General features: G+C 70.0%; 10 protein-coding genes. 4 read left to right on the top strand and 6 right to left on the bottom strand.

From position 1 onward, the window contains the following. The first annotated feature begins 47 nt into the window (after positions 1 to 47). Together K8612_RS18340 and K8612_RS18335 are read left to right on the top strand one after the other, a co-directional pair. A complete protein-coding gene (locus tag K8612_RS18340; RefSeq protein WP_223763202.1) occupies positions 48 to 953 on the top strand; it encodes an AraC family transcriptional regulator in 906 nt (301 codons plus the stop codon). A 107-nt stretch (positions 954 to 1060) separates the two neighbouring features. Beyond that, entirely contained in the window at positions 1061 to 1648 is a 588-nt protein-coding gene (locus K8612_RS18335) for a regulatory protein RecX (protein ID WP_223763201.1), read from the top strand. Positions 1649 to 1661: 13 nt separating this feature from the next. Here K8612_RS18335 and K8612_RS18330 read toward each other — a convergent pair whose 3' ends face one another. From K8612_RS18330 to K8612_RS38920, 5 genes are all read right to left on the bottom strand, one after another. Next, a complete protein-coding gene (locus K8612_RS18330; protein WP_223763200.1) occupies positions 1662 to 2405 on the bottom strand; it encodes a hypothetical protein in 744 nt (247 codons plus the stop codon). A 210-nt stretch (positions 2406 to 2615) separates the two neighbouring features. Further along, a complete protein-coding gene (locus K8612_RS18325) occupies positions 2616 to 5063 on the bottom strand; it encodes an acylase (RefSeq protein WP_223763199.1) in 2448 nt (815 codons plus the stop codon). Positions 5064 to 5164: 101 nt separating this feature from the next. After that, the gene (locus K8612_RS18320; protein ID WP_223763198.1) at positions 5165 to 6355 is read right to left on the bottom strand and encodes a lanthionine synthetase C family protein; all 1191 of its coding nucleotides are present in this window, start codon (positions 6353 to 6355) and stop codon (positions 5165 to 5167) included. Between the two features lie 40 nt (positions 6356 to 6395). Further along, a complete protein-coding gene (locus K8612_RS18315) occupies positions 6396 to 7883 on the bottom strand; it encodes a hypothetical protein (protein ID WP_223763197.1) in 1488 nt (495 codons plus the stop codon). 82 nt (positions 7884 to 7965) lie between these two features. Beyond that, positions 7966 to 8091: a hypothetical protein gene (locus tag K8612_RS38920; RefSeq protein WP_255671852.1), complete on the bottom strand. Its 126-nt coding sequence runs from the start codon at positions 8089 to 8091 to the stop codon at positions 7966 to 7968. Between the two features lie 248 nt (positions 8092 to 8339). Here K8612_RS38920 and K8612_RS18310 point away from each other — a divergent pair, with 248 nt between their 5' ends. Together K8612_RS18310 and K8612_RS18305 are read left to right on the top strand one after the other, a co-directional pair. Next, on the top strand, positions 8340 to 9305 hold the full coding sequence (locus tag K8612_RS18310) for a DUF4440 domain-containing protein (RefSeq protein ID WP_223739066.1): 966 nt from the start codon (positions 8340 to 8342) through the stop codon (positions 9303 to 9305). A gap of 134 nt (positions 9306 to 9439) precedes the next feature. Beyond that, a complete protein-coding gene (locus K8612_RS18305; RefSeq protein ID WP_223763196.1) occupies positions 9440 to 10894 on the top strand; it encodes a glycoside hydrolase family 6 protein in 1455 nt (484 codons plus the stop codon). Between the two features lie 96 nt (positions 10895 to 10990). Here the strand turns inward: K8612_RS18305 and K8612_RS18300 are convergent, their stop codons facing one another. Further along, positions 10991 to 11983, bottom strand: a complete 993-nt coding sequence (locus tag K8612_RS18300; protein ID WP_223739068.1) for a hypothetical protein — start codon at positions 11981 to 11983, stop codon at positions 10991 to 10993. Between the last annotated feature and the right edge of the window lie 171 nt (positions 11984 to 12154).

Here is a 12154-nt window from a genome sequence, read left to right as displayed (position 1 = left end):
GACCTGCTACAACAGGGAGTCCAGATTTCATTCGCGGGAGTCCGGCCATGGTGGATCCGCTCACGGAGGTGGTCTCGCTGCTCCATCCGGGCGCTCCGTTCTCGAAGTTCGTCAGCGGCGCGGGCAGGTGGCGGGTGCGGCGCGCGGAGAATGGGCGGCCCTTCTACTGCGCGGTCCTCATGGGGCGCTGCCGCCTCACGATTGACGGACGCGAGCCGGTCATCCTCGAGAAGGGGGACTTCGTCCTGGTTCCCGCGGCGTTCGACTTCACGACCACGAGCATCGAACCGCCCAGGGGAAGGCAGGAGACGCCGCGCATCGTGTTGCCCGATGGCGAAATCAGGAACGGCGTCCACGAGGGCCCGCCGGATGTCCGGATGATGGTGGGGTATTGCACCTTCGCCTCGCCGGACGCGAGCCTGCTCGTCTCGCTCCTTCCCCAGTTCGTGCACGTCCGCGGCGAGCAGCGGCTCACCTCCCTCGTGGAGCTCTTGAGGGACGAGTCTCGCGAGCGGCGGCCCGCGCGCGACGTCATCCTCGCCCGCCTCATGGAGGTGCTGCTCATCGAAGCGCTCCGCTCCACGGCGGGCCTCGCGGCGTCGCCGGGCCTCCTGCGCGGGCTCTCCGACGAGCGCCTGTCCGTGGCCCTCCGCCGGATGCACGAGCGCCCGACCCACGCATGGACCGTGGCGCAGTTGGCGAAGGAGGCCGCGCTGTCCCGCTCCGCGTTCTTCGAGCGCTTCAGCCGCGCGGTGGGCATGGCCCCGATGGAGTACCTGCTCGGCTGGCGCATGGCCAAGGCGAAGGACCTGCTGCGGCGCAGGAAGGAGGTCACCGTCGCCGAGGTCGCGGAGCAGGTCGGCTACAGCTCCGCGAGCACCTTCAGCGTGGCCTTCACCCGCCACGTCGGCCTGCCCCCCACGCACTACGCGCGGGAGCAGGTGGCGTCGTGACGGGCCTTCGTGGAGGCCCGCCGGACGGACGGGCCCCGGGCGGCCCACCCGGAGGGGCGGCGGACGCGTCCCCATGCGTCGGACCCCGGTGGTAGAGCTGTCCCGCCATGGATGACCCCACCGACAGGGACCCGGAGCGCCGCCGGGAGCCTCGCAAGCCGAAGCCGCCCCGGAAGGTGTCGCCGCGCTACCTGGAGAACGCGGCGCTGCACTACCTCAAGCGGTACTCGGCCACGGTGAGCCAGCTCAAGCGCGTGCTGATGCGCCGGGTGGACCGCTCCGTGAAGTTCCACGGCGGCGACCGCGCGGAGGCCGTGGGCTGGGTGGACGCGCTGGCGGAGAAGCTCATCCGCAACGGCCTCATCAACGACCGGGCCTACGCGGAGACGCGCGTGCACTCGCTGCGCGCGTCCGGCCGCAGCGCGCGCGTCATCACCCAGAAGCTGCGCATGAAGGGCGTGGCGCCGGAGCTGGTGCAGGAGAAGCTGGCGGAGGCCACCCAGGACGTGCCCGAGGCCGCCGCCGCCCGCATCTGGGCGCGCAAGAAGCGGCTGGGCCCCTTCCGGCGCGACCCCAGCACGCGCGAGGAGCACCGCAAGAAGGACCTGGCGGCGCTCGCCCGCGCGGGCTTCTCCTTCGCCATCGCGAAGCGCGTCATCGACGGGACGGCGGATGACGTGCCGTCCCGCGACTGAGGGGCGCGGGGGCTCAGTACATCTTCAGGTCGTACTTCGCGGTGGGCGTGTAGTCGCTCCCCGCCGGCCGGTTGCGCTTGTCGGTGATCTTCACCGCGTAGACGCCATTCGCCACGACGTTCGCCGTCGCGCGGTAGATGAAGCAGGACGGGGTGATCTGCGAGCAGACGGTGCTCGACGTGCTGCCCACGAGCGAGCCCAGCGTGCGGGTGGCGTAGTTGTACGCGTAGATGTCGATGCGCATCGACGGGCCGTTGCGCAGGTTGTAGGTCTCCACCGTCATCACCTGGTTGATGGGCGTGGCCACCAGCACCCAGTCCACATCGTTCTGGCGGTGGAAGGAGTGGTTGAGCTGCGGCGTGCCCAGGTACGAGGACGCGGAGGTGTGCGTGTTGTCGCTCTCGTACGAATCCGGAGGCGCCAGCAGGCAGTTGGCGGGCGGGCTGAAGCCGTCATTGACGCAGACGTTGCCCACGCAGTTGCAGCCGGACGCGCAGTCCGAACCCGTGGAGCAGACGCGCACGGGCGCCTCATCACAGTAACCTTCGGGCGGCGGCGGACCGAACGCGTCCGGCACGCAGAAGCCGCCCTGGCAGGTACACGCCTCCCGGCAGTCCAGGCTGTTCGTACAGGCCCGGGTCGCCAGCTCCGCCTCCTGTGTCTCCAGCGCCGCGGGCTCGGGCGCCGCCAGCGGCTGCTCCTCCACGGGACCGCAGCCCACGACGAACAACGCCAGCGCCGCACTCCAACCAAGCATCTTCACGGAAGCTCCTCGGGTGGGAATCCCGAAAAAAGGGACGCGGAAGTGCGCCGCCTGGAGGGATCTATTTCACCCGCAGTGAACTCTGCCTTCCAGGGGCTGGCCTGACAAACTTTATCAAAGGCAGCTCCCCAAACACCGCGGCCCGGCGCCCTCCCACTTCGAGGAGGGACACCGGGCCGCCTGGGCCCTGCTGTCTGGCTTTGACTACTCCTGGAGCTGCGTGACGGTCAGCGCCGGGTCACCGGCGATCTCCGCCTCCGTGTAGCGACGGTCCACCCACTGCTTCTGGGAGAACATCGCCGTCTGGTCCGCGTACCAGGGCGAGGCCGGGTTGGTGGACTGGGAGTAGGTGAGCACGGACTTCGCCACGGGGCCTGCTTCCGTGAAGGACACGGCCATGACGAAGCTGGAGCCCAGGATGGGCTCATAGGTGTTGTCCGGCAGGAGCTGGTTGGCGATCTGGTTGAAGCAGCCCTCGTCGTGGGCGCAGCCGTGCACCGGGTAGAAGATGCCGTTCTTGCGCTTGCCCTGCACGGAGCCCGTCGTCGCGTCCAGGGCGATGCCGCGCTCGCGCAGCGTGCGGATGGCGGTGCCCAGCGCCTGGGCCACCTGCGGGTTCAGGGTGTTGAGCGTGCGCGGCGTGTTGACGGGGTCGTTCGCGCTGAAGGGCACCAGGTACGGCCCGCCCGTGATGCCCACCGCGTTGAAGATGAACACGCGCCAGAGCAGCTCGCCCCGGCTGTTCAGGTCGCCCTTCAGGTCCCACGCGGCCAGCACGGGGCAGGCGGGGCGCAGGTCCTCGAAGGTGAGGTCCGGCATCAGCACGAAGGGCGTGCGGCGGCACAGCGACACCGCGGCGTCGCGCAGCAGCTCGCCGGAGTGGTTGCGGTTGTTGAACATCACCGTCTGGAGCTGCTCCAGCGTGAAGCCCTGGCCCTCCAGGCCGTCCGTGCCCGCGAGCCGGCCCTGCACCATCTTCAGGCCCAGGCGCGTGCGCAGGCTGCGCACGTTCTTCTCTCCGCCCAGGATGCGCGGGAAGCCGGTGAGCGGCTGGGCGGGGTTGGGCAGCCAGTAGCTGTCATTGGAGTTGGTGACGTAGTCGGCGCGGGTGAGGCGCGGCAGGCTGCCCGGGCCGAAGATGCCCGGCTCCACCGCGTCCGCGTCGCTGCCCAGCGCGCAGTCGGAGCGCGAGCCGTCCAGCACCGGCAGCCCCGCGCTCGCGAGCACCAGGAGCGGGATGGGGGAGAGGACGCAGCGCGCGAGCTTCGCGTCGGTGACGTGCGGCACCACGCTCATGTCCGCGTAGTACGCGCGGCCCTGCGCGTCCGTGGCGATGGTGTTCACCCACGGGATGCCCTGCCAGGTGTTCTGCGCCGTGCGCAGTTCGTCCACGCTCGCCGCGCGGTCCATGGCGAAGAAGGTGTCCAAGAGGCGCAGGTTGGACGCGTTGGCGTCATGGAACGCGTAGGCGGTGAGGCCGTTCCACGTCATCAGGCCGGACGGGTACTCCAGCATCGGGCCCAGGTGGGAGCGGTAGAAGGTGTGCTGGCGCGCCGTGAGCGACCCGTCCGCCTGCTTCGCCTGCACCGTGACGGTGCGGGTGGTCATGTCGCGAACCTGGCCGTCGTACAGGTACTTCGTGGGGAAGCCCGGGACGAGCTTCAGCTCGAAGGGGGTGAAGCGGTACGCGGTGGAGACGGTGTGGCTCCAGGCCAGCGTCTCGTTGTGGCCGATGAGGATGGCGGGCACGCCCAGCAGGCTCACGCCGGAGACGTTGAGCTTGCCCGGCACCGTGAGGTGCGCCTCGTAGAAGCGCTCCGAGCCCTCCCAGGGGAAGTGCGGGTTGGCCAGCAGCATGCCCTTGCCGTTGCGCGTGGCCTGGCTGCCCAGGCCGAAGGCGTTGCTGCCCAGGCCCAGCGTCTCGGAGCTGGGGAAGACCTTGCGGTCCAGCGTGGCGGGCACGGGCAGCGGCAGGGGCAGCGTGCCGTCCGGCAAGAGGGACGGGGGCTTCGCGTCCACCAGCGCGTCCAGGAAGAAGAGCGAGCTGGCGAAGAGGCTGAGCTGGTAGTAGCGCCGGTACAGGTCGCGCTCGGTGACGGGGCGCACCCAGGCCGCGCCCCGGCAGCGCGCGTCCGGCAGCGCGTCCGCGCCGGTGTCCCGCAGGTAACGGTTGATGCCCGCCGTGTAGCCGCGCACCAGCTCGCGCACGTCCTGGGAGGGCCCCAGGGGCGGCGGCTTCGCCAGCAGCGCCTCCACCGTGCCGTCGTCGTTGATGGCCTGGTAGAAGAAGTCGCTCTTCAGGTTGTTGTACTGGCTGCCCAGCGCGGCCAGGTACGTGCCGTCCGGCCCGAAGTAGCGCGAGCGCTCCGCGTTCACCGTCACCAGCGCGTCCATCAGCGCGCAGAAGTTGTCCTGCGCGAACGCGTAGCCGTAGCCATAGCCCACGCCCGCGAAGTCGTCCGCCAGCACGTGGGGGATGCCGTGCGCCGTCCTGCGCACCGTGGCGGAGAGGCTGCCCGCCCCCTGCTTCAGCGACGCGGTGGGGCCCTCCGGCGCCGGGGGCGTCCCGGTGCGCGGCTCACACCCGGTGGCCAGCAGCAGCGCCGTCAGCGGCAGCAGCCGGGCGCCGGTCCTTCCGTTACGTCCATCCATTCGAGGGGTTCCTTTCAAGATGAGAAAGAAAATCCCTTATGAGTGTAGGAACGCGGTGACTCTGGATCGCTCGCAACCACCTGTGGCCGGAGGGCGGTGGGTCAGTCCCGGTGGGGGGTGGCCAGGGGAAGGTCGTGGAACTTCCGGGGCTGGAGCGTGAGCACGCGGTGCAGGAACAGCCCGATGCCCGCGCCCCCCACGCCGTAGTCGTGGCTGATGCGCATGAGGTAGCGGCCGGGGAAGGCCAGGCCCTGGGGGCGCTCGATACGGTACAGCAGGCACTGCTCGGCCTTCTGCCGCGCCAGGTCCAGGTAGTGCCGCTCGCCCGTCACCCGGTGCATGTCCAGCAGGGTCTCCCCCATGGAGGCGAGGCCCTCGAAGAGGTGGGGGGCGGCGGAGAAGAAGGCGCCACAGGGCCGGGCACCGCGGCGGGCCAGGTGGAGATACTGCTCGTCCTGGAGGACCTGGAAGAAGCGGATGAGGGTGGAGGTCACTCCCGCGCCGCCGCGCAGCCAGTAGGGCCGGTGGCCCTCGGCCCCGGCGGTGGTCCCCCAGACGAGGTTGTCGCCCTGGGGCTGCCCATGGGCGACGTCGAACGCGAGGCCCTCCCGGGCGGTGTCCAGGTACTTCCGCTCGCCGGTCGCCCGCCACAGCGAGAGGAGGAAGAAGGCCGCGCCGCTGTTGCCAAGTCCAAACCCCAGCCGGACGGCGCCATCGAAGTCGTTGCGCCAGGACACCCCGTGGTTGGAGCGCTCCGCCCGCTTCAGCAGGTATTGCCCCGCGCGGACGGCGTGCTCCAGGTCGCTTGCGTCCCGGGTGCGCAGGTGGAGGGCCAGCGCGGCCATGCCCCAGCCCGCCGCGCCGTCGAACATGTCGACGGCGCGCAGGGCCAGCGGTGACTCCATGGCCATCGCGAACAGCTCCCGGCCGCGCTCCAGCAGGCCGACCTCCGCGAAGGTCCAGGCGATGCCGGCGAGGCCGGAGTAGAGGCTGGGAGGGTAGTTCGCCAGGTCCACGGGCTGGGCCGCCAGCCAGTCCCGCACCGGGGGCGGCAGCTCCCCCAGGACGGAGTGCAGGAAGAGAGCGGGGCCGCAGGCCCCATACGCCAGGTTGAGCGGGTTCGTCTGGAACCCCATGGCGTCCTGGGGGAAGAGCCGGTCCGAGCGCGTCGTGTCCAGGGTCGCGAGCATGTCCCTCGCCAGGTCCTGGAGGGCGCGGTGCAGCGGGTCCGCCTCGGGGGCGGCCCGGGGGGGGACTTCGTCCTGCGGAGCGCGAGCGGTGAGGGTGCTCATGAGGGCGTTCCTCGAGGGTGGGAGCGGCGATGGGGGCGCCCTAGGCGGCTGGGTTCCAGGCGAGGGTGAACTGGCGGGCCTCGTCGAAGCGGCCCTCCACCAGCAACTGGATGAGGGTGCGGGTCTGCGGGGGCAGTCCTGCTTCGATGAAGTGGTCCAGGAACCGGAAGAGCGGATGGGACTTGTCCAGTTCGAACAGGTTCTGGACGGGGCAGATGAGGTTGTAGAGCAGCATTCCCGCCGCGTAGTAGTCGTCCTCGGGCTCCAGGGAGCGGGCCGTGCGGCGCTCGGGGCGGCGGAAGCCGGGGTTGAACCACTGGGCGGAGAACGGCGAGTGGCCGCCACGGATCAACGCGCCTTCGAAGTCGATGAACCCCAGCGCCCCCGTGGGCCGGTGGATGAGGACGTTGCCGGGAGACAGGTCTCCCACGAGCACGCCCCGGTCATGGATGGCCGCCAGTGCGTCGAAGAGCCGCAGCGCGATGTCCCTCCACTCCACGCAGAAGCGGACGACGCGGGCGGCGTCCTCCATGTACGTCATGATGATGAAGTCGTCCTGGGCCCGGAGCTTGGCCAGGGGGATGCCCTCGAAGAAGCTGACGGCCAGGAACGAGTGCTCCCACTCCTCGAACAGCTCGACCGGCTGCGGAACGCACGGCAGGCCCTCGAGCCGCCGCAGGATGTCGTACTCCTGCCGGAGCGCCAGGGTGGCGTCCACGGTGCGTTCCGCGCCCAGCCAGGTCTCCGTGTGGGGCCGCGCCTCCTTGATGGCCACCAGGTGACCGGTGCGCTGGTCCAGCGCCTTGTAGACGCCGCCGGTGTTGGTGAAGGCCAGCGCCTCCTGGACCGCGTAGCGGTGGTTGAGCAGCCCTGACTCCTCCTTCTCGTCCTCCTCCGCCGGGGCCTCGAAGGGGTCCTGGACCCAGTCTGGCAGCTCGAAATAGGGCAGGCGCAAGTCATTGACCCAGGCGCCGTCTGGCTTGCGCACCATCAGGTCGCGCATCCCGTCGATGCGCAGGTTGTACATGCGCTGGAATCCGCCGTACCGGTAGAAGACGACCTTGCTGTCGCGGTAGCGCTTGTCTGAAAGGATATACGGACCGACGAGGTCCCGGGTGGCCTGGTGGAGCGCCTCGATGAGGTCGCGGAAGGTCTGCTCATCCTTGGGGTAGATGGTGATGAACTTGCCCGACCCGCCCCGGGAATAGCGTTTGGAGTTCTGGAAGCGCAGCAGCATGGGGGCCGCGACGATCTTGAACATCACCTCCCGGCGGACGCACTCCGGCACGACGCGACGCAGGAGGGTTTCCGCCTCCGCCACCGGCGAGGAGACGTGGATCTTGAACCCCTGGGGCTGGAGGACCGTGCGTTCCGACTTCGCCTGGAGGAAGACGTCGAACCGGCTCACCGTCCAGTCGGGGGGCAGCAGTTGCTTCAGGAGCGAGGCGTATTGCTCGCTGACAGGAAAGCGGCCCAGCGTTTCGAAATAGTCCGGATCCGACAGCGTGTAAGGGGAGATCTCTTCCATGGGGGCTCCTACGCTCCGTGGCCGGAAAACAGGAGGGGCCGCCCTTCCGGCCCCTCCCGGCTTCAGCACTGCGAAGGCAGGACTAGCAGCCGACGCTGCAGCCGCTGTTGCCACCGCCGACGGCGATACACATCACGCTGCTGGTGCTGTCGGCGACCGCGGTGGTGTCCGGAGCGGGCAGCTTCTGCAGATCGAGGATCTTCTTCATGGTGTATATCCTTTCGGATGGGGGGCATTCACTGTCGTGAAGCGGGGAAAATATAAAATCTAGAAGAGTGGGAAATCAAATGGGTCAATAGTTGCCCATGTGTTGGTGGTAGGGGTTGGTGTGGGAAGAGGCTCTTGCGCAGTGCGATGACAATGTATGTCGTTGATGGCGGAGCGCGGCATTCCGCCCTCCTGGGCCGGGCTGGGTCTGGCATGCTCCAGGCCTCTTCCAGGAAAGGAAGTCAGCACATGAAACGGATGTTCGCGGGCGCGCTCGTCGTCGCGGCGTTGGGGACCCTTGGGTGTGGTGGCGCGAAGGCCTCCGGGCCGGGGGCGGAGGCCGTGGCGGCGAGGCAATCGCTGGAGGACCAGCGCGCGGGGCTGCGCGCGGCGGATCAGGCGATGTCGGACGCGGCGGAGAAGGCCGGTTCGGCGCAGGCGTTCGCGGACTTCGTCGCGGACGACGCGGTGCTGCTGGTGGACGGCGCGTACGCGCAGAAGGGCAAGGAGGCCATCCGCGCGTGGCTGGCCGCGCATCCGCTGGAGGCGGAGGGCAAGGTGCGCTGGGCGCCCGTGCGCTGGGACGTCAGCGCGGACGGGACGCTGGGGTACGCGGTGGGCAACGTGTCCGTGGAGTCGGGGGGCACGTCGGTCCGGCCGACCGCGCGCTACATCACGGCGTGGAAGCGCCAGCCGGACGGGCAGTGGCGCGTGGCGGTGGCGGTGCTCAACGCCGCCAAGGCGCCGATGACGCCGCCCGCGGGCTTCCCGCCTTCGTCCACGCAGCCGGCGCCGGAGCCGCGCGCGCTCGCGCCCGCGAAGGTGCTGGAGGAGGCGAAGGCCGCGGACAGCGCGTTCTCCGCCATGTCCATCACCGAGGGCATGGGCAAGGCCTTCACCGCCTGGGCCGCGGAGGACGCGGTGATGCCGCAGGGAACCGCCGGCATCTTCGGCCATGACGCCATCGCGAAGGCCTACGCGCCGTTCACGCTGGAGGCCATCGACCTGCGCTGGGAGCCGGTGCTGGGCGACGCGGCGGGCTCCGGCGACCTCGCGTACACGGTGGGCCGCGCCATCGCCACGGGCAAGGACGCGAAGGGCCAGCCGGAGGTGGACCACGTGAAGTACCTCACCGTCTGGCGCCGGCAGGCCGACGGTCAGTGGCGCTACGTCACCGACGGCGGCAACTCCAGCCCCGGCCCGCAGGGGCCGTGAGCCCCGCGCGGTTGGCCGCTCGGCGTGAAGGGCCCGGCAATATTCCGTCAATAGCTGAAATAGCCGCTTAGTCTTGTATTCCTGGGTGGCGCGCCGCAAGAAGGGGGCTCCCCCGTGGTGAGGAGCTCCCCTTCATGCGCATCCCTCGTTCCGTGCGTCGGTTGTCGTTCGTCCCGCTGTTCGCGCTCGCGGCCTGTGGCCCGGCGGAGCCTGTCACTCCTGACGCTCCGGCCGACGCTCCGGCGCTCACCGCGCGGGAGGCCGCGCTCACCGAGCTGCTCACCAACGGCACCTTCAGCTCCGGCACCGTGGCGCCGTGGTGGAACAACGCCAGCACGCAGTCCTATGTGGAGGGCGGCGCGTGGCGCGTGGACGTGGCGGCGAACACGGCGAACCCGTGGGACGCCATCGTGGGACAGAGCGGCCTGACGCTCACCGCCGGGAAGACGTACACGCTGGCGTTCACCGCCACCGCCACGGCGGCCATCACCGCGCGGGCCACCGTGCAGCAGGAGGTGTCTCCGTACACGGCCACGCTCACGCAGTCCTTCACGCTGGACGGCACGTCGCGCCGGTTCTCCTTCCCCTTCACGTCGTCGTTCACGTCCGCCCAGGGACAGGTGACGTTCCAGTTGGGCGGCCGGACGAACGCCGTCACGGTGCGGCTGGATGACATCTCGCTCACCACGGAGGGCGGCACCGGCTCCGGCCCGGTGGCGATGACGAGCGGCTTCTACGTGGACCCCAACTCCAACCCCGCGGTGTGGGTGCGCAACAACAGCGGGGATGGCCGCGCGTCGCGCATCCAGGCGTCCATCGCCTCCAAGCCGATGGCGCGCTGGTTCGGCAACTGGAACAGCAACATCTCCCAGGATGTGTCCAACTTCGTGGCCGCGGCGGACGCGGCGGACAAGCTGCCCGTGCTGGTGGCCTACAACATCCCCGGCCGTGACTGCGGCAGCCACTCCGGCGGCGGGGCCGGCAGCGCGGACGCGTACCGCGCGTGGATTTCCGCCTTCGCGACGGCCATCGGCAACCGGCCGGCGGTGGTCATCGTGGAGCCGGACGCCGTCGCGCAGCTCGACTGCCTCCCCAACGACACGGAGCGCGCCACGCGGCTGAGCCTCATCCGCTACGCCTCCGAGCAACTGCGCGACCGCGCGCCCAACACGTGGACCTACCTGGACGGCGGCAACGCGAGCTGGATTACCGCCGACACCATGGCGCAGCGCCTGGAGTCCGCGGGCGTGCGCAACGTGCGCGGCTTCTCCCTCAACGTCTCCAACTTCTACCCCACCGCGCAGACCTCCACGTACGGCAACACGGTGAACGCCGCGCTCAACAGCCGCTACGGCTACACGCGGCAGTACGTCATCGACACCAGCCGCAACGGCAACGGCTCCAACGGCGAGTGGTGCAACCCCGCGGGCCGCAAGCTGGGCGTGACGTCGCAGACGGGCGGCGGCGCGGAGATGCTCCTCTGGGTGAAGACGCCGGGGGACTCGGATGGCCAGTGCGGCATCGCGCCGGGCACGCCCGCCGGACAGTTCAGCCCGGACCTGGCCAACCGCCTCATCGACGGCACCTGAGCGCCGCGCGCGGGAGTCCTCCGGACGCGCGGACGCCTTCCCCTGGCTCGAGTCCGGGGGAAGGCGTCGGGGTGAAGCAGGGGAGGCGCGCGGGGCCTAGCTGGACTCGCCCACGCTCAGGCGCCGGCTGGCCCCGCCGTTGCCCTTGCCCAGGGACTGGGTACGCTCCAGGTTGGATTGGGCCAGGGCCTCGCGCTGCTCGGTCGTCTTCGCGGTGCCGTCCTTCTGGACGGTCATCACGCCGCCGCTGCCGTGCTGCGCCTGGGCCTGTTCGATGCTCTTCTTCAGGTCGCTGGCCTTCACCCAGTAGGCGCCGTTGACGGGGTCGCGCACGCGGTAGAGGTCGTCGTCCGTGCCCTTGCTCTTGCCCGGGTTCACGCCGTCGATGGTGAGCCAGTGCAGCTCGCCGCTCTCCGGGCCCTTGTCGCCTTCGGCCAGGGTCGTGTTGAGCAGGGCGTTGGAGTCCACCAGCGCCAGCGCCATCTGACCGTGCTTCAGCGCGCCGCTCAGCGCGTCCGTGTCGCACTCGTTGAAGCCGTTGGTGACCTTGATGCCCATGCTGCCGAGCATGGCGCCCATCTCGTCCGGGGTCGCGCCGTCATCCAGGTTCACGTCCACGCGGTCCCGCACGGACGTGCTCATCGTGTCCGCCTTGTTGCGGACCTTCTCGCGGGCCTCCTGCTGCGTCAGCGGGGCGGCCTCCTCGGCGCTGGACTGCTCCAGGTACGTGAGGGTGGCCTCCGCGCAGCCCTTCTTGCTCGTCTGCGCGACCGTCGTCTGCGGCGCGTTCCAGCCCTGCTCCTTCTGGGCCTGCGTCGCCTCGTTGGTGGGGATGGCGCTGGCGGCCGGGTCCGTGCCCGGCGGCGGGGGGGCGGCCAGCTCCGGCATGCCCATCTTCTTGGCGCGCTCCTCCTGGAAGGAGTCCAGGTAGCGGCCCTCCGCGGCGTTGAGCGGCTTGGCGTCCGGAGCGTCCGGCAGGGGCTCCTTCACGGACTGGGCGGCCGCCGCCATCTCCGCGCGGGCCTGCTCCGCGGCCTGGCGGATGCGGGCCATGACCGAATCGAGCTTGGAGCCAATACCGAGTGCCATGAGGCGTCTCCTGTCGCGTCTGGGTCTTTTTCCTCCCGCATTATCCGCGCAGGACTTTGGGGGTTGCTTCCGGATCACGGCTTTTGAGGGAAGCGCGTGATTTCCGACGCAACCGGGCAGGCGGCCGGGCCGAAGAACCATGGAATCCTGGAATGAGGGGTACACTGGACC

The sequence above is a fragment of the Corallococcus sp. AS-1-6 genome, assembly GCF_020037015.1.
Lineage (GTDB): Bacteria > Myxococcota > Myxococcia > Myxococcales > Myxococcaceae > Corallococcus.
The sequence above is the reverse complement of the archived record's forward strand: the minus strand, read 5'-3'. Positions and strand labels throughout refer to the sequence as shown.